The organism is Jeotgalibaca sp. PTS2502, assembly GCF_001975685.1.
In the GTDB taxonomy this organism is placed as follows: Bacteria; Bacillota; Bacilli; order Lactobacillales; family Aerococcaceae; genus Jeotgalibaca; species Jeotgalibaca arthritidis.
The window spans coordinates 1,247,847-1,264,940 of the sequence record NZ_CP019433.1 but is presented as its reverse complement, the minus strand read 5'-3'; the positions used below and the strand labels follow the sequence as shown (position 1 = coordinate 1,264,940).

Annotated in this window: 17 protein-coding genes and 1 tRNA gene; 9 read left to right on the top strand and 9 right to left on the bottom strand. The window is 40.5% G+C overall.

Annotation, left to right across the window (positions count from 1 at the left end; all coding sequences use genetic code 11):
* The first annotated feature begins 12 nt into the window (after positions 1 to 12).
* Both BW721_RS06160 and BW721_RS06155 read left to right on the top strand, forming a co-directional pair.
* Positions 13 to 1,302, top strand: a complete 1,290-nt coding sequence (locus tag BW721_RS06160; protein WP_076767118.1) for a DEAD/DEAH box helicase — start codon at positions 13 to 15, stop codon at positions 1,300 to 1,302.
* A 491-nt stretch (positions 1,303 to 1,793) separates the two neighbouring features.
* A complete protein-coding gene (locus tag BW721_RS06155) occupies positions 1,794 to 2,777 on the top strand; it encodes a LacI family DNA-binding transcriptional regulator (RefSeq protein WP_076767116.1) in 984 nt (327 codons plus the stop codon).
* Positions 2,778 to 2,813: 36 nt separating this feature from the next.
* On the opposite strand, the gene galT is transcribed toward BW721_RS06155, so the two are convergent.
* Positions 2,814 to 4,301, bottom strand: a complete 1,488-nt coding sequence (gene galT, locus BW721_RS06150; protein WP_076767114.1) for a UDP-glucose--hexose-1-phosphate uridylyltransferase — start codon at positions 4,299 to 4,301, stop codon at positions 2,814 to 2,816.
* A complete protein-coding gene (locus BW721_RS06145; protein ID WP_076767112.1) occupies positions 4,298 to 5,464 on the bottom strand; it encodes a galactokinase in 1,167 nt (388 codons plus the stop codon). The genes galT and BW721_RS06145 overlap by 4 nt, the downstream gene beginning before the upstream one ends.
* A gap of 264 nt (positions 5,465 to 5,728) precedes the next feature.
* Between BW721_RS06145 and BW721_RS06140 the strand changes: the two genes are divergently transcribed.
* The 6 genes from BW721_RS06140 (at position 5,729) to BW721_RS06115 (ending at position 10,854) form a co-directional block, all read left to right on the top strand.
* A complete protein-coding gene (locus BW721_RS06140; RefSeq protein ID WP_076767110.1) occupies positions 5,729 to 6,763 on the top strand; it encodes a GMP reductase in 1,035 nt (344 codons plus the stop codon).
* Between the two features lie 319 nt (positions 6,764 to 7,082).
* Positions 7,083 to 7,811, top strand: a complete 729-nt coding sequence (locus tag BW721_RS06135; RefSeq protein ID WP_076767107.1) for a GntR family transcriptional regulator — start codon at positions 7,083 to 7,085, stop codon at positions 7,809 to 7,811.
* A 12-nt stretch (positions 7,812 to 7,823) separates the two neighbouring features.
* A complete protein-coding gene (locus BW721_RS06130; RefSeq protein ID WP_076767105.1) occupies positions 7,824 to 8,996 on the top strand; it encodes an SIS domain-containing protein in 1,173 nt (390 codons plus the stop codon).
* Positions 8,997 to 9,030: 34 nt separating this feature from the next.
* On the top strand, positions 9,031 to 10,179 hold the full coding sequence (gene nagA, locus BW721_RS06125) for an N-acetylglucosamine-6-phosphate deacetylase (RefSeq protein ID WP_076767103.1): 1,149 nt from the start codon (positions 9,031 to 9,033) through the stop codon (positions 10,177 to 10,179).
* Positions 10,180 to 10,421: 242 nt separating this feature from the next.
* A complete protein-coding gene (locus BW721_RS06120; protein ID WP_076767101.1) occupies positions 10,422 to 10,688 on the top strand; it encodes a hypothetical protein in 267 nt (88 codons plus the stop codon).
* Positions 10,657 to 10,854 (top strand): hypothetical protein, encoded by a 198-nt coding sequence (locus BW721_RS06115; RefSeq protein ID WP_076767099.1) that lies wholly within the window; start codon positions 10,657 to 10,659, stop codon positions 10,852 to 10,854. The genes BW721_RS06120 and BW721_RS06115 overlap by 32 nt, the downstream gene beginning before the upstream one ends.
* A 526-nt stretch (positions 10,855 to 11,380) precedes the next feature.
* Here BW721_RS06115 and BW721_RS06110 read toward each other — a convergent pair.
* From BW721_RS06110 to BW721_RS06080, 7 genes are all read right to left on the bottom strand, one after another.
* Positions 11,381 to 12,082: an MBL fold metallo-hydrolase gene (locus BW721_RS06110; RefSeq protein WP_076767097.1), complete on the bottom strand. Its 702-nt coding sequence runs from the start codon at positions 12,080 to 12,082 to the stop codon at positions 11,381 to 11,383.
* Positions 12,083 to 12,173: 91 nt separating this feature from the next.
* Positions 12,174 to 12,246, bottom strand: a tRNA-Arg gene (locus BW721_RS06105).
* Between the two features lie 51 nt (positions 12,247 to 12,297).
* Entirely contained in the window at positions 12,298 to 12,549 is a 252-nt protein-coding gene (locus tag BW721_RS06100) for a hypothetical protein (protein ID WP_076767095.1), read from the bottom strand.
* A gap of 129 nt (positions 12,550 to 12,678) precedes the next feature.
* On the bottom strand, positions 12,679 to 13,080 hold the full coding sequence (locus BW721_RS06095; protein ID WP_156892201.1) for a hypothetical protein: 402 nt from the start codon (positions 13,078 to 13,080) through the stop codon (positions 12,679 to 12,681).
* Between the two features lie 65 nt (positions 13,081 to 13,145).
* Positions 13,146 to 14,390: an aminopeptidase gene (locus BW721_RS06090; protein WP_076767092.1), complete on the bottom strand. Its 1,245-nt coding sequence runs from the start codon at positions 14,388 to 14,390 to the stop codon at positions 13,146 to 13,148.
* A gap of 187 nt (positions 14,391 to 14,577) precedes the next feature.
* The gene (locus tag BW721_RS06085) at positions 14,578 to 15,495 is read right to left on the bottom strand and encodes a hypothetical protein (RefSeq protein WP_076767090.1); all 918 of its coding nucleotides are present in this window, start codon (positions 15,493 to 15,495) and stop codon (positions 14,578 to 14,580) included.
* A gap of 18 nt (positions 15,496 to 15,513) precedes the next feature.
* On the bottom strand, positions 15,514 to 15,975 hold the full coding sequence (locus tag BW721_RS06080; RefSeq protein ID WP_076767088.1) for a flavodoxin: 462 nt from the start codon (positions 15,973 to 15,975) through the stop codon (positions 15,514 to 15,516).
* A gap of 102 nt (positions 15,976 to 16,077) precedes the next feature.
* Between BW721_RS06080 and BW721_RS06075 the strand changes: the two genes are divergently transcribed.
* On the top strand, positions 16,078 to 17,052 hold the full coding sequence (locus BW721_RS06075) for a Gfo/Idh/MocA family protein (protein WP_076767086.1): 975 nt from the start codon (positions 16,078 to 16,080) through the stop codon (positions 17,050 to 17,052).
* Positions 17,053 to 17,094 lie beyond the last annotated feature (42 nt).

Below are 17,094 nucleotides of genomic sequence, written 5' to 3'. Positions count from 1 at the left end.
TGATCGTTAACTATGATGATCGAAAAGATGGACACTAATTTCCAACGCTATTGGAAGGGGCTGCGGTTCCAACTGCCAACACCTATCCAAGAATCAGCCTTTGAACCACTAAAGGAAGGCCAAGACGTTGTCGGATTATCTCCAACAGGAACAGGAAAAACACTCGCTTATGCACTACCATTACTGGAACGCGTTAAAAAACAAGACGGTTTGCAATTAGTTATTTTAACGCCGTCTCAAGAACTAGGCGTACAAGTGGGGCGTGTGCTGACCGAATGGGCGGCACTGCTTGACTTAAAGGTGCAAACCATTATTGGGGGGGCAAGCGCTAAGCGTCAAATCGAGAAACTAAAAGAGAAACCAGAAGTGGTTGTCGGCACACCAGGTCGTTTGATGGAATTAGCGAATCAACGAAAATTGAAATTGCACCAAGTCAAAACGGTTGTTTTGGATGAAGCAGATTATTTATTACAAGATGAACATATGAGCAATTTAAGAGACCTTATCAAAAAAATGCCTGGTCAGCGCCAAATGGCCTTCTTTTCGGCAACGACAAGCCATGCTCTAGATAATATTAGCCGTTGGTTCAACACCGATCCGATTTATTTGGATACGGCCCGTGAAGGTGGTAGCCAGTTTAATCAAACCGCTCATCACTATCTATTTGTGGAAAACCGTAGACGTGCGGATCAATTGCGCCGTTTAGGTAACATCAAAGGCATGCAAGCTCTTGTTTTCGTGAATTCGGTTCAGGAGTTGGACTATCTAGCTGAAAAAATGCACTTCGAGCGCATTAGCGTGCGCATGCTCCACAGTGATTTCTCAGCGACTCAACGTAAAAAAGCCTTAGAAGAATTCCGTAACGGTAAAGTAACCTTCCTATTAACAACCGATGTTGCAGCGCGTGGGATGGATATTGAGGACCTACCTTATGTCATCAACTACGATTTACCGCTGTCGCAAGACGTTTATTTACACCGTGCCGGTCGAACAGGCCGTATGGGGAAAAAAGGAACAGTCTTGTCTCTTGTTAATGAACGCAGCCGCCGAGATGTGAAGAAGTTCGTGCCGAATCCAACTGAATTCGAGGAAGTATTCTTGCATGCAGGTAAACTGGTGACGGAACTTCCGAAAGTAGAGGAAAAAGTAGATACTCCTAAGAAAATCAAGGAAAAACCGCTTGTTATCGAGAGAGAAGCTCGCTTCGAAACGAATAACGATCTGAAAAAAGACGTTAAGAAGAATAAAAAGAAAAATCGCGCCCGCAGCCAAAAAAATAAGGGTGCCCGCAAGAAGAGCTAGGGAATTTCCCTAGTTTTTTTGTAGACTAGGGGATTATACGTTCAGCCATCAATGTCTAGCTCCCAAGTCCTGACCTAGTGAAAAAAAGATAAATTTGCTCCATTGCGCGCTTCGCTGCTCGCTAACGCATATCATTCGACTAACCCGCTGAAGCGTGAAGTCTCCTGACAATTCAGGGTCAAATGTCCTATTTTTTCATAGGCCAAGGCGGACTTGTCCGCTTTTCTTGTGCTTAAATGAGCTGTTCTGTCGAGTGGAGCCGGAAAAAGAGCCCAGTCGACAGTTTTTCAGCTAATGATGTCGACTGAGCTTAAAAAAATGTCTCACTCGACATCATTTCAGCTTTTTATGTCGACTAGCGCCAAAAATAAGCTTCACTCGACATTTTCCAGCACTCATTCAAAGGCTTTCTTTCCATTGACGAATGGCCTAATAAACCGTATACTGATAAATAATTAGTAAAAAGTTTACTTATCGAAATGGAGGAGCTTATGGCAACTTTAAAAGACATCGCCGAGCGTGCAAAAGTCTCTACAGCAACGGTATCGCGCGTCTTAAATGATGATGCGACCTTATCAGTTGGTGAGGATACCCGTCAGCGGATTATTGATATCGCTGAACAGCTCAATTATAAAAAAATCAAAAAAACTGCCATTAAACGCCGGATTTTATTAATTCAGTGGTATAGCCCAGAAGAAGAGTTGGATGACTTATATTATCAATCGATTCGACTAGCTGCAGAAAAACGTGCAAGCGAAAATGACTTGGATATTGTATCCATCCATCACGAAGTGCCCCAATCGATTGATGATGAAATCGATGGCATTTGTGCGATTGGTAAATTCAGTTCCAAGCAAGTAAAAAAACTACAACGCTTCAATAAACCGCTATGTTTTGTTGATTCAGACCAAATGAGTTTTGGCGAAGATAGTGTGGTCGTTGACTTTGCTTATGCCGTTCAATCGGTTATCGATTTAATTGTGGCGAAAGGCCATCAAAAAATCGGCTTTTTAGGCGGCCAGGAATATACTCAAGACCGCGCACATAAACTGGAAGACCCACGCGAAAATCTATTCCGATACAACCTCCAACTTCTTAAGCTGTACCAAGAAGAATACTTTTACACAGGGAATTTCTCTACCCAATCCGGACAGGAAATGATGCAGACGGCTATTCAAGAGCATGGGAATAATCTACCGACAATTTTTTTTGCTGCCAACGATTCAATCGCCATTGGAGCCATGCGTGAATTGCAAGATGCTCAAATTTCCATTCCAGACCGAGTGAGTATTATTGGCTTTAATGACAGTAATGTTGCGCGCTATGTTTATCCAGCTCTAACAACTGTAAAAGTTGAAACGGAAATTCTTGGTGCAAGTGGGATCGACCTCTTAGTTGACCGCATGCAGTCAGAACGCCAAATTGCTAAAAAAGTATCGCTATCAACACGATTGATGAAGCGAGAATCTGCTTAAATCAAAAAGGACATCAGCGCGCTGATGTCCTTTTTATTATAGTAATTTTACAAATCGTCTGAAGGCGGCCAGGCCGTTTTCAGTTAACTTATACACACCTGTGTCTTCTAGGACACGTTGGAAAACTTTTCCAACGCCGTTTTCAACAACCTTATCCACATTATCTGCTGTAATAGCATGAGAATTCGATAGTCGTCGAGCCCAGTTAAGATGCATCGGCTGTATACTGTTTTCTTTTCCTAATAAGTAGGCTTTTACTTCTTCTAATTCATCTTTCAGACGTGGTGGTAAAATCGCCAGTCCCATCACTTCAATTAAGCCAATATTTTCTTTTTTAATATGTTGCACGTCAGAGTGCGGATGGAAAAGACCATCTGGATACTCATTAGTTGTGCGGTTATTTCGCAAAACTAAGTTGCAAATAAAGGCATCGCCATCACGACGAGCAATCGGCGTAATCGTATTATGCCGTGTTTCACCACTAAAGGCCAAAATATCCGCTTCAGGATCACTGTAAGCTCGCCATTTTTCTAAAATATGGACAGCAGCTGCTTCCATTTCTGCTTTATCCTTACCAGATAAACGAATAACAGACAGCGGCCATTTCACCAGACCAAAGGAAGTCTGTGGGTAAGCTGCCAAGTCAAAGCTCTCCATTACAGGAGCTTTATCCATTGGGAAGCTATAACGGCCCCCTTGGTAGTGATCATGAGACAAAATAGATCCGCCAACAATCGGCAAATCTGCATTGGAGCCAACGAAATAGTGGGGGAATTGCTCGACAATAGCGAACAAGTTTTCAAATGTCCGCCCGCTAATTTGCATTGGGTGATGGTCGGCTGATAGGAAAATACAGTGCTCGTTATAGTAAGCATAAGGCGAATATTGCAAGCCCCACGTTTCATTCAATAATGGAAAACGGATAATCCGGTGGTTTGAACGAGCTGGGTGTTGCAAGTGGCCCGCATAGCCTTCGTTCTCTAAACAAAGTTGACATTTCGGATAGGCCGAAGTAGGCATAGATTTAGCTGCTGCAATGGCCTTAGGATTTTTTTCCGGCTTAGATAAATTAATGGTTACTTCCAAATCCCCATAAGGCGATGCTGTTTTGAAGGCGATGTTTTTGGCAATAGCCTCTGTTTGGATATAGTTATTATCTTGGCTTAAGTCGTAAAAGTAATCCGTTGCTTGCTCAGGACTATCAGAGTTATAGACATTCCAAAAGGTTTGATTGAGAACCGATGTGTCGGGTGTCATAACAGCCATAATTTTAGCGCTAAAGATTTCTTTGTCGGTTTGGCTATCGTTAATCAAGTTGTGTTGAAGAGCAATAGCTAGGAAAGTCGGCAGTAAGTCTTTTGCTTGAGCAACGACAACTGTTTCTTCCGGCTGTATATATTCAGCCACTTTGAACAAATTTAATAACTGGTTTTGCTTTAATAGTCGATCGAGTGGATGGATGTAACCTTTCTCAATTGCAACATGCAACAAGCTATCAATTGCTTGGCTTAACTGGTTTGTCATAGTTCTGTTGCACCGTCCCCGATTTCAGCAATGTAAAATTCAGCAGGGTAGCCGATGATTGCCTCATATTTTTCACCAACAGCTTTTGTAAAATCAGCTGTTTTGTCTGTAGCAACAATGGCAATGGCACATCCACCAAATCCAGCGCCCGTCATACGAGCCCCTAAGACACCATCTTGTTCCCAAGCTGCTTCAACTAAAGTATCCAGTTCGATACCCGTTACTTCGTAGTCATCTCGTAAGGAGATGTGTGACGCATTTAATAATTTTCCAAAAGCATCTAAGTCGCCTGATTTTAATTTGTCTGCTGCGATAAGTGTACGTTGGTTTTCAGTAACAGCATGACGTGCACGTTTTACTAAGGTTTCAGATGATAAAACAGCTTTGTTAGCTTCAAATGTCGCTTCATCCAAATCACCCAATGAGCTAGCATCCACAACCGTTTGTAATTCCGCTAATGCTTTTTGACATTCTTCTAAACGTTCATTGTATTTAGAATCGACTAATTCACGACGTTTTTTCGTATTCATAATCACAATCACATGATTACCCAGTTCAACAGGGATTTTTTCGTATTTCAGAGTGTTTGTATCCAGCAGAAGGGCCTTGTCTTTTTCACCCATTCCAATTGCAAATTGGTCCATAATCCCTGAATTTAAACCGAAAAATTGATTTTCTACCTTTTTTCCTAATTTCACTAGATCCAAACGATCCACTTTTAAGCCAGCTAAGCGTTCAAAGACAATTCCCGCTAGCAATTCAAGTGAAGCAGACGATGATAAGCCGGCACCATTTGGAATATTACCTTCAATAACAAGGTCAATACCTTCGTCGATTCGGTGACCGTCTTCAATTAAATACTTCACCATCCCTTTTACATAGTTCGCCCATGAATGTTCTTTTTTAAATGACAGATCACTTAAATCAAAGGAAATAACGCCAACTTCAGGGAAGTTTTCAGAATAGAGGCGGATTGTCTGCGTGCCGTTCTTTGCTGCCACCGCATAAGTTCCTAGTGTAATCGGACAAGGGAAAACGTGTCCGCCGTTGTAGTCAGTGTGTTCACCAATTAAATTGATGCGTCCGGGTGAAAAAAATGAATGTGTTGCTTCAGTGTTGAAGTGTGTTTCGAATGATTGTTTTAATTGTTCTATTAAAGTCATTGGTATCGCTCCCATCATTTAGTTGTCTTTATTGTAAAGCCTGTTAAAAATAAAAGCAATACTTAAGTAAAAAAGTTAGTAAAGTTTTTAACTTTTATTTACTTAATCTAAAAATAAGAAAGGGCCTTTGACAAACAGTAAGTGATAGTGTAATGTACTACTGGGACAGGACAATGGTTGTATCAACTGTAATAAATGTTCGTGTTCTGATATCTGTGTAAAGCCATCACTGGTGGTGCACTAACAGAAAGGAATTTATAAAAAATGAAAATATTTGATTATGAAGACGTACAACTGATACCAAACAAGAGTATCGTGCAAAGTCGTTCAGAATGCGACACAACAGTAGAACTGGGTGGGCGCAGCTTTAAGATGCCTGTTGTTCCTGCGAACATGCAGACTATTCTTGACGAAAGCTTGGCAGAAAAACTAGCAGCTAACGGTTACTTCTATATTATGCACCGCTTTGATGAGGCAGCTCGTATGCCATTTATCGAAAGAATGCATGAAAAAGGTTTGTTTGCTTCTATCAGTTTAGGTATTAAAGACGCAGAATTTGGATTTGTTGAAGAATTAGTTGAGAAAAACTTAATTCCAGAATACACAACCATCGATGTTGCTCATGGTCACTCAGATCAAGTTATCAAGATGATTAAACACGTGAAACAAGTTATGCCATCAACATTCCTAATCGCAGGAAATGTGGGAACGCCTGAAGGTGTACGTGAATTAGAAAATGCTGGAGCTGATGCTACAAAAGTAGGAATCGGACCTGGTAAAGTATGCACAACTAAAATTAAAACAGGTTTTGGAACGGGTGGCTGGCAATTAGCAGCTGTAAGCTGGTGTTCAAAAGCAGCTCGCAAACCAATTATTGCTGACGGTGGTGTCCGCACAAATGGTGATATTGCGAAGTCTGTCCGCTTTGGTGCAACAATGGTAATGATCGGTTCATTATTTGCTGGTCATGACGAATCACCAGGTGACATTAAAGAAATTAATGGCCAAAAATATAAGGAATACTTCGGTAGTGCGTCTGAATACCAAAAAGGTGAGCGTCGTAACGTTGAAGGTAAGAAAATTCTAACACCATACAAAGGCCGTCTTGTTGATACATTAACGGAAATGCAACAAGATTTACAATCATCGATCTCTTATGCAGGTGGAAATGATTTAGCATCAATTCGCAAATGTGACTACGTCCTAGTGAAGAACTCAATCTACAACGGTGATAGCTCTAACCAAGCTATTATTGAAGCAGGTCGTTCATCATACGGCGAAGGAGACACCATTTTATAAACTAAGGACTCAAGCTAGGGCAAATTGCCCTAGCTTTTTTTGTATAAAACAACAAAGTGTGAGATACAGCCTAGATAAATGGTCTGTATCTCACATGAAGAGGTTGAAATGTAAGATACAGATCGATTAAATACTGCTGTATCTTACATTGGAGGGTCAAAATGTAAGGTACAGCGACTATTTAGAGATTGTATCGACCAGTAATCAAAAAAAGTTTGACAAATGTAACCGCGTGCATTATGATGATGGTGAACTGGTAATGACAAGTAATGACAACTTAGATACATGTTTAAAATTAAGTGAAATAAGGTGATCCGAATTGCTGAAAAAGGATAGTGCCATCCCTTTATATAACCAGCTTGTATCAGTTTTGATGGATTATATCAAGACTAGCTTAAAGGTTGATGACAAAATGTTATCCGAGAGAGAAATCTGTGAAAAGTATGACGTTAGTCGTACAACCGTCAGAATGGCTCTTAATGAATTAGAAGAAATGGGGTTTATTTATAAACGTCATGGAAAAGGGACTTTTGTATCAGGTCTTTGGAAAGAAATGAAAAACTTGTCAGAATCATACAGCTTTACCGATCAAATGAGAGCCTTAGGTAAGACGCCTAAAACTGATATCGTTTCATTTGAGCGTGTTCAAGCCATTCCGTTTATAGCAGAAAATCTTGGACTAAGCCCTAATGACGATGTCTATAAAGTAAGACGTCTCCGCAGCGCCGATGGTGAACGGCTGATGTATGAAACAACCTTCATACCGGCCTATCTATTTCCCGGATTAACCTTAGAAGAGTTGGAAAGTATGCCCTTGTATGAACTCTATCCCACTTTATACAAGCAAGAAATCAAGTATGCGGATGAAGAGTTTTTTGCATCTGTTATGCGAAAGAAAGAATCTGATCGCCTGCAAGTTGGAACAGGTTCAGCTTGTTTGAGGATTTACCGTAAGACTTATAACCAAGATAACAAAATTATTGAATTTACGATTAGTGTTGCTCGTGGCGACCAATTTACATATAAAATTCGCCATGTCAGAAAATGAGGAGGTTTTTAAATGTTTGAATGGAATAGTAGTGAGTTAGAAAAATTAGGTGCTGAAGTGACCGTTAGGGAAATCAAGCAACAGCCAGAACTATGGCAAGAGGTTTTCAGCTATTATCATGAAGAATCAGATAGAATCCATGCTTTTTTAGACGGCATCAAATCAAAACATGCACGCACTCGGGTTATTTTTACTGGAGCAGGTAGTTCAGCCTATGTAGGTGACACCGTCTTACCTTATTTAAAGGAAAAAGGGGATGAAGTGGTCTTTGATTTCCAAGCGGTGCCAACGACTAGTTTAGTATCAAACCCAAAAAGTTATTTTAAAAAGGATGTCCCAACTATTTTAGTTTCCTTTGCAAGAAGTGGGAATAGCCCTGAGAGTATTGCCAGCGTTGAATTGGGTGAGAAATTAGTTGATGATTTCTATCAAATTACGATTACATGTGCGCCTGAAGGGAAATTAGCTCAGCGAGCAGAAGGAGACGTAGCTAACCTGTTGCTACTCATGCCAGCACGATCAAATGACCAAGGATTTGCTATGACGGGAAGCTTCACTTGTATGACACTGACAGCGGCTCTAGTTTTCGATCCAACAAGCTCAGAACAAAAGGCTAATTATGTCAATCAAATGGCTGAAATGGCCAACACGGTATTAAGCCGCGAAGCAGAAATTCAAGAGATCATTAACCGCGATTTCAATCGTGTCATCTACTTGGCATCTGGACCACTAGCTGGTATTGCAAGAGAAGTACAACTTAAAATTTTAGAATTAACGGCTGGGAAAGTAGCGACAGCCTTTGATACATCGCTTGGTTTCCGTCATGGACCAAAATCATTTGTTGATGAAAAATCGCTAGCATTCTTGTTTGTTTCCAATGACCCATACACGCGCCAATATGATCTTGATATGCTGGAGGAACTTTATGGCGACCAAATCGCTAATACGGTGTATAGTATAGAAGTAACACAAGAAAACGGATTTTCTGGACAAGCTTTCCACTTTGATGAACGTTATAGCAACTTACCGGATGTGTACTTAGCGTTACCGTATACCGTTTTTGGACAAGTTGTATCCATGGTAACAGCGCTTAAAGTTGAAAACAAACCTGATACACCAAGCCCAACAGGTACAGTAAACCGAGTTGTTAAAGGGGTTATCATCCACGAAAACGTGCCAGAATAATCAACAAATTTTTAGAAAAGAAGTGATAGAAAAAATGAAGACTTACATTTATGCAGATACATTTTACATGCCAGATGCTACAAAAGGACCAGGTTATCTTGAAATTAATGACGGTGTTTTTGGTCAATTCTCAACGGAAAAACCATCAGATGGCTCAATCATTGATTACAGCGGCAAGCAAATTGCCCCCGGACTAGTGGATACCCATATCCATGGTTTTAAAGGCCACGATGTGATGGATAATGATGTAGCAGGATTAAATGTTATTGCAGAGGGCATTCTTCAAGGTGGGGTAACTTCTTTCTTACCAACCACCCTAACAGCTTCAACTGAAGAATTGAATGATGTTTGCCAAACCATTGGTGACCATGCAGATCAAATTAAAGGCGCAAAAATTCAAGGAATTTTCCTAGAAGGACCATTCTTTAATGAAGTCTATAAAGGGGCGCAAAACCCTAAATATATGGGCGACCCATCAGTTGAAAAGTTAGCGAAATGGCAAGAACTCGCTAAAGGAAAAGTCAAAAAAATTGCGATTGCACCAGAACGTGAAGGAACACTGCCATTCATTGACTACGCAAAAAGTCATGATATTTACACAGCTATTGCCCATACAGATGCTACCTATGATCAATGTAAGGCAGCAGTTGACCATGGTGCGAATATATTCGTTCACACCTTTAATGGTATGAAAGGCTTGCACCACCGTGAGCCAGGTGTTGTCGGAGCAGCAATTAGCCTAAAAGAGGCCTTCTCAGAATTAATTTGTGACGGTCATCATGTTCACCCTGTATCAGCAGGTATTGTCATGGATGCGCACGGTCGCGACAAAACAATGTTTGTCACAGACTGCATGCGAGGTGGCGGTATTGGCGATGGTGAATCGAGCTTGGGTGAATTTGACGTTATTATTAAAGACGGAGCAGCACGTTTGAAACACAACGGCAGCCTAGCAGGTAGTGTGCTAGAACTGATTGAAGCCGTACAAAACGTTGTTGAGTGGAGCATTGCGACACCGGAAGAAGCCATTCAGATGGCGAGTTTGGTGCCAGCGCAAAGTGTGGGAATCGACCACCTATGCGGTCAAATTAAAGCAGGTTATGCGGCAGACTTTATTGTCCTTGACCACCAATTAAAACTAGAAAAAACATATTTAGATGGCGAAGTAGCCTATACAAAATAAGGAGGTAATGGAATGATCAGTTGTGTCATCACAGGCACGGGGAATTTGCCCCGGGTCTATCGCTGGCAGTCGAAATGAGTGCTGGTAAACAAGAAAAATTTGAAGTGGTGGCTTTTAGAGAAGACCAGTCGCTATAGCTGTACGAATCAAACTTACGTCAAGCTACCGAAAGCTTGCAGCAAGACACTGAAGGTGTGATTGTCTTTTCAGACTGATTAGGCGGCACGCCATTTAGAACGGCTATGGTTATTGCATCGGCCTTTGATAATGTGGAAGTATTAACAGGCTCTAACTTACCAATGCTTATTGAAGTTGGTTTATTACGCAAATTTGAAAGCGATGTCAAGGCGTTAGCTGCTCAAGCAGTTAATACAGGAAAAGAAGGAATCCAGAATCCACGACTTGCAGAGTTGAGCAATCAAGTTGAAGAGGTTGATATTCAAGTGAAATCAGGAGCTGTGATGACTGTATCGCGCTATGCCATATCAGAAATTGTCGATAAAGCTTAATCACCTAAGTGATGGCGTTTCAGAAAAACTATTCCAAGACACTATTCATTTTGCTAAAGAAGCAGGATCAACTTTTAACGGTGTTCGATGTGGACGTGCAACTTGGAAAGACTCTGTAGCTATTTTCGCTCGTGACGGTAAAGAAGCCGTTCAAGAATGGTTGTAAACAGAAGGTCGTAAAAATATTGAAGACCTTAATGTAGCGGTAGGCGAATTTGCTCAACCATGGACAGAGAAAGTAATAGTTAAATAGGTTAAACGAGCCAATTTTTATGTTATTCATAAGAATTGGCTCTTGTTTTGCACACGACACGGCAAGTTTTGAATTAAAAATATTGAAACTAAACAAAAGTTTTGTTTACTTGGGAGAATGAATGGGTGTTGGAACGTGCACGTAGCTTGTTGATTGCAGGAGGTCTGGCATTACTTGTTAATAGGGTTCCCCTCATTTTTAATTCTCATTACAACCCATATTATCAAGTAATTGTTAGATACTAGAGGTAGAGTAAAGAGAGTGGGGAAAAAGGCGTTTAGCCCCGAATCGTTGGACCGAAAAAACGCAGGGTGGTCGTAGACCATCCGAGTATTATTCGGGAAACGCATGTCGGGGCTGCCTTTTTGAGCACGTATGCGCAACAATTATTCGTATATAAAAAAGGGACTGGAGTTATTGATAAGCTCCCTTGCTGTTATTATTTAAGTAAATGTTGTGCTTCTGCAATGGTTTGAGGAAGAACATCCATTGGGTCTTGCATAACAATCCCATGTCCTGTTCCTACATAAGTTGGATTTAAGGTTAAGAAACGTTCAACGACTTCAATACTTTGAGCTAAATCCCAATTCAAACGAGCTGGTTTTGGGAAGGCATCACGGTGAACACCACAAATAGCTGCGCCACCTAATGTTTGCAAAACATCACCAACAAGTAAATAACGTAAAGTAGGGTGGAAGAAACAAATATGGCCTGGCGTATGACCAGGTGTAAAGAGAACGTCTAATTCGCCAACTTTATCGCCTTCTTTAAGTAGGCCGGCAGGTTTAAAAGTCAACGAGTCCGGAATGCCTTCTTTTAAAGGAACTTGTTTGTCAGAAGGAAGTAGCTCTTTCTTTAAGACAAGCTGATACTCACGTTCTGGAAAATAAATGGGTGTGTCTGGGAATGCTTCTTGAAATGCCGGCATGCCATCTAAATGGTCATCGTGGCTATGCGTAATTGCAATTGCTTTTAAAGGGAGGCCAGAAGATTGAATTAATTCAATAACCTCACTAATTTCTTCAGACTCAACAGTTGTATCAATTAAGATGATTCCATCATCTTCTTTTACTAAAAATAAATTATTTTCTTTTTCAATCGTAATTTGCATGACATTCTCAAATGATTCTATTTGAAGCATCCATTCACGACCTTTCTATGTAGTATTAAGAATAAATAATACATTGGTTAGAAAATAAGGTCAAACAATATCACTTGTGAAAATAATATTACAGTCCTGAGAAGAATTGAACTTCCGACACCTCGTTTAGGAAACGAGTGCTCTATCCACTGAGCTACAGGACCAAGATATAATAAAAAAATAAGGAATCGGCTGACTAGCTGATTCCTTTTGGCCTAGTCGATGTTAGATTCGAGTTCCGTTATACGATCTTTTAAGGTCTCGTTTTCATCTTTCAATTCGTTGAGTTCTTGATGCATCGTTTGAACTTGATCCTTCAATTGATCGAAGCTATACGGATCGATTGATTCAACGGGCGGATCATTCAGCTGTTGAAAGATAAACGTAATACCAAAAATAAGAACGATACCCAAAAAAATAATTATCCAACTACGACGTGGTGATTCATTTTCAGGGTCAGGTTTCATGTTTTGAAATCCTCTTTTAGCTGCATTTTTCTCCAAGTTCGTTCACCCATCTTTCTACCTATCTAAGCCTTATTATACAGCAATCAGACTTCAAATAAAAATAAAGATAAGATTAAGAGATTCAGTAAGTTAAATGAACGTACAGGACTTATTATTAAGAGGTTCAGTGGCTAAATCAGCTTTGAACCTCTTAATTTGGTGAAAATCCAGAGGTTCACCCACTAAATCAGCTTTGAACCTCTTAATTTGGCGAAAATCCAGAGGTTCAGTGGCAAAATCAGCTTTGAAGCTCTTAATTTGGCGAAAATCCAGAGGTTCAGTGGCAAAATCAGCTTTGAACCTCTTAATTTGGCGAAAATCCAGAGGTTCAGCCGCCAAATCAGCTTTGAAGCTCTTAATTTGGCGAAAATCCAGAGGTTCAGTGGCAAAATCAGCTTTGAACCTCTTAATTTGGCAAAAATCCAGAGGTTCAGTGGCAAAATCAGCTTTGAACCTCTTAATTTGGCGAAAATCCAGAGGTTCAGTCGCCAAATCGAGCTTGAACCTCTTTAACCAAAAAATCTCACAGCCTAAAGAGGCCATGAGATCATTTTTTTTTAGAATGCCCAGTCTCCGTTACGGAAGATTGGCATACGGCTACCATCTTTACGGATACCATCAATATTTGTTGTTTCAGAACCAATCATGAAGTCAACGTGAACGTTTGAACGGTTCAAACCGCGTTCAGCTAATTCTTCTTGTGACATCTCAGTTCCGCCTTCAATAGAGAATGCGTAAGCTGAACCGAGTGCCAAGTGGTTAGAAGCATTTTCATCAAATAAAGTATTGAAGAATACTAAACCTGATTGCGAAATTGGTGACTTGTGAGGAACAAGGGCAACTTCACCTAGTGAACGAGCACCTTCATTATCTTCTACAAGGTGTTTCAAGACTTCTTCACCTTTTTCAGCTGAGACTTCAACAACAGCGCCATCTTTGAATGTAAATGTCATACCTTCAATAATGTTTCCGCTGTAGCTTAAAGGTTTTGTTGATTTCACAACACCGTCAATACGACGGCTATCTGGAGCAGAGAAGACTTCTTCAGTTGGCATGTTAGCAACGAATTCTTCACCTTGCGCATTGATTGCACCAGCAGAATCCCAAATATGGTTTTCTGGCATACCCACTGTTAAGTCAGTACCTTCAGGTGTTGTATAATGCAATGCATCGAATTGCTCAGCATTTAAAACGTCAGCTTTTGAACGTAGGCGAGTTTCGTGCTCGTCCCAAGCCAATACGGGATCAGCTTCGAAAACGCGACAAGTTTTGAAAATTTCATTCCATAGTGCGTCAACTTGTTCTTCTTCTGTTTCTAATTCTGGGAATACTTTAGCAGCCCATGCAGCACCTGAAGCAGCCGCAACTGTCCATGATACTTTGTTTGCTTGAGTCGCAATACGTTGCGCCATCAACGCTTTACTGTTTGCTGTCATAACAGCGCCCAATTTTTTGCTGTCTACGCCATTTAATGCATCTGGATCAGCAGAACGAACAGATAAACGGCTCGCTTTACGATCTAGCATGTCGTGAGACTCATCAATTTTGTATTGCGGAATATTTGTTAAACGCTCCTCTGGTGTGTGTAAGTAAGTTTCACGCGTAATCACGTCGTCAGCCCACTTCACAATAACTTCCTCTGCACCTAAAGCATAAGCTTCTTTAACTAACAGACGGGCAAAATGTGCTTGTTCCACATCGATGTTGATAATCACAGTGTGACCTTTTTGAACGTTGATTCCCTTAGAAACCAACAACTTTGCATATTTTTGCAAGTTTTCTTCGAAATTTGGTAAGACCATGTCTAAAAAACGCTCCTTTATATTAAGTTTTCTATCCTACTATCATATCACAATAAAAAAGGATTAAAAATAAAAAATCCCCCAGCCAAGGCCAGAGGAAATAATTAAATCTTTGGGGGGATTTAATTATGTGGTTGCACCGAAGTGAACCATAGTAATTATAGCATAGCGCCAACGCAAAATATAGCTATTCAGCCTTAGAAAAAGACAGGAAATCATGCTCTAATTCATGTTTGCGTTCTAGTAAAATGCTCAAAATATGCTGAACATTTTTTTGAAGAGAAGCTAATAATTCCAAGTTTTTTTCAATAATATGTTTCGTTGACCATTCCGAAAATAAGCCACTGAAAAAGTCATTAATAACCGGCCGACATTCGGTTAGTGTTTGGTATTGGCTATCATAAATATAATCCAAGTCCTTTAACTCGCGAACTAAGGAATGAACCTTTCGTTCCAAATCAATAATCATCGCTTCAGCCACATCTAATTGATGGCGATCAACGACTGATAACAAAATATCAATTTCCGTAATCATTTCCCAATTGTTAATGGTATCGGATGAATCAACGGTTGTTAAAATATCACTAATGGCATCCAACAATTGATTGGCAGCTTCTTCAGCTTCTACGGTTTGCGTGTAGTCGTGTTTCAACTGAATCATTTTCTGCTCACGTTCGGACACGATATTTAAGAGCTCAGGATTGCGGCGTAGGAGTTGTTCCTTCACATCGCGCAAACGGTTCTTTTTCTCCAAAATATCTTCCTCTAAATCGCCAAGATAGCGGTGAGCATTAATCTTCAAAACATAGGCCTTATCAAATTCAAGTTTGGCACTGATTTTTTCTTCCGATTCACGGTGGTAGCGCTGTTCGTAAGTGCCGAGAATTTTCATGACAGAATTAGAAAAGGATTCCTTTTCCATTTTTTCTAAAGTAGCTGCCTTTTTTTCTAGTTGACTAATAGCACCATCCAAAGCCGATTGTTGCTCATCATGTGTCTCTTTCGCTAACGCTAATTTCCGAGAAAGGGCGCCTAACTGTAACAACAGCGTTTCATACTCCATCCCCAAATCCACAGCCATATCTCCATCGTCCAACAAGACCATCCGCTTCACCACCTTTAATTAATTGCCGAGCGTTGATTCATAAGTTTCAACCATAGCTTTAACAAAAGCTTTCAAGTTTTCCACATCTTCTTCTTCAGCGTTCAAGTCCACTTTCACACCAGCTGCACCTTTTGTAGCACCAGTTTTTTCAAACTGTTGCTCAAAATCATCAACCGCCGTACAAAATTGCTCGTAGAATGTATCACCAGAGCCAACAACGCCGTAAATTTTTCCAGTTAAATCAAATTCTTCTAATTCCTCATAAAAATCAACAATTTCATCCGGTAAATCGCCGTCCACACCATACGTGTAGCTTGCGACAACGCAGTAGTCATAATCTTCAAAATCAGCTGGATCAGCTTGAACGCACTCAACCACGTCCACATCCACACCTGCTTCTTCAAATAATTCCGATGTAATATCGGCAATCTCTTCCGTATTTCCTGTTAAACTCGCAAAGACAATCAATGCTTGTGCCATGTTGAACCTTCTTTCTACTATCCTTTTCCAAAGTATACCAAATTTTCACCTAGCTTACACCCACAAAGAAAATGATATAATAGAAAAAAGGAGGGCGACACCATGAAAGAAATCAAGTGGGCCATGATCGGTTGTGGCGATGTCACCGAGAAAAAGACTGGACCAGCTTTATACTCGGCGAAAGGGTCACGGCTAGTAGGGGTTTACAGCCGAACCAAAGAACGAGCAGAAGATTGGGTTAGACGGCACCAGCACGGCATCGTCTATGATACCATCGAACAGTTACTGGATGATTCAAGTGTTCAAGCTGTTTATATTGCCACACCACCTGATAGCCATTTTGATTATGCCATGAAGGTACTAGAAGCTGGCAAAATTCCGCTTATCGAGAAACCCATGGCCAGTGATTTTATAGCGTGTCAAAACATTATTAAAAAAGCTAAACAAGTCGAGTTACCCCTCTATGTCAATTTCTACCGTCGTGGTTTGGAGAAGTTTCAAACGATTAAACAGTTTTTAGAAAACGGTACTATTGGTGAGGTTTTGACAGTGACCATTCGCCATTATTCTCCATTAAATCGAGAACTCAAAACAGCGAATGACTTACCTTGGCGCTACAAGAAAGAAGCTGGCGGTGGTAAAGCTTTAGATAGTCAAATTCATGTCATCGACTATTTAATGTGGTTGTTTGGGGATATCGAAGCCGTTAATGGGTTTGCGACAAATGGGGCTGGCGTTTATGAAGTAGAAGATACGATTGTCGCTAGTTTCAAATTTAAGTCTCAAGTCTTTGGTACGGCGACTTGGTCCTATACAGCCAGTGAATACGTTGATCAAGTCGATATTCAAGGCACAAAAGGGACCATGAATTTATCTGGAACTGGGGTCACTGACTTAAGAGTTAATGATGAAAAATATCAGTTTGAACCACCAGAACATGTGGGATTGCCTTATATTCAGATGATAGTTGACCACCTATTAAGCGATGGCGATTGTCCAGCAAACACCCATCAGGCTGCCCAAACGGTTTACTTTTTCGATCAGTTACTAGCTGATTACAGAAGTGGTATTAGTTGAGTTGAGGCGTCATTTTGGTTACCATTAACTTAAGAAAGGATG

Excerpts from the sequence above, each read along its gene's own strand:
- BW721_RS06160 (WP_076767118.1), top strand. The coding sequence starts at position 13 with ATGATGATCGAAAAGATGGACACTAATTTCCAACGCTATTGGAAGGGG.
- BW721_RS06155 (WP_076767116.1), top strand. The coding sequence starts at position 1,794 with ATGGCAACTTTAAAAGACATCGCCGAGCGTGCAAAAGTCTCTACAGCA.
- galT (WP_076767114.1), bottom strand. The coding sequence starts at position 4,301 with ATGACAAACCAGTTAAGCCAAGCAATTGATAGCTTGTTGCATGTTGCA.
- BW721_RS06145 (WP_076767112.1), bottom strand. The coding sequence starts at position 5,464 with ATGACTTTAATAGAACAATTAAAACAATCATTCGAAACACACTTCAAC.
- BW721_RS06140 (WP_076767110.1), top strand. The coding sequence starts at position 5,729 with ATGAAAATATTTGATTATGAAGACGTACAACTGATACCAAACAAGAGT.
- BW721_RS06130 (WP_076767105.1), top strand. The coding sequence starts at position 7,824 with ATGTTTGAATGGAATAGTAGTGAGTTAGAAAAATTAGGTGCTGAAGTG.
- nagA (WP_076767103.1), top strand. The coding sequence starts at position 9,031 with ATGAAGACTTACATTTATGCAGATACATTTTACATGCCAGATGCTACA.
- BW721_RS06120 (WP_076767101.1), top strand. The coding sequence starts at position 10,422 with ATGGTTATTGCATCGGCCTTTGATAATGTGGAAGTATTAACAGGCTCT.
- BW721_RS06115 (WP_076767099.1), top strand. The coding sequence starts at position 10,657 with ATGCCATATCAGAAATTGTCGATAAAGCTTAATCACCTAAGTGATGGC.
- BW721_RS06110 (WP_076767097.1), bottom strand. The coding sequence starts at position 12,082 with ATGCTTCAAATAGAATCATTTGAGAATGTCATGCAAATTACGATTGAA.
- BW721_RS06100 (WP_076767095.1), bottom strand. The coding sequence starts at position 12,549 with ATGAAACCTGACCCTGAAAATGAATCACCACGTCGTAGTTGGATAATT.
- BW721_RS06090 (WP_076767092.1), bottom strand. The coding sequence starts at position 14,390 with ATGGTCTTACCAAATTTCGAAGAAAACTTGCAAAAATATGCAAAGTTG.
- BW721_RS06085 (WP_076767090.1), bottom strand. The coding sequence starts at position 15,495 with ATGGTCTTGTTGGACGATGGAGATATGGCTGTGGATTTGGGGATGGAG.
- BW721_RS06080 (WP_076767088.1), bottom strand. The coding sequence starts at position 15,975 with ATGGCACAAGCATTGATTGTCTTTGCGAGTTTAACAGGAAATACGGAA.
- BW721_RS06075 (WP_076767086.1), top strand. The coding sequence starts at position 16,078 with ATGAAAGAAATCAAGTGGGCCATGATCGGTTGTGGCGATGTCACCGAG.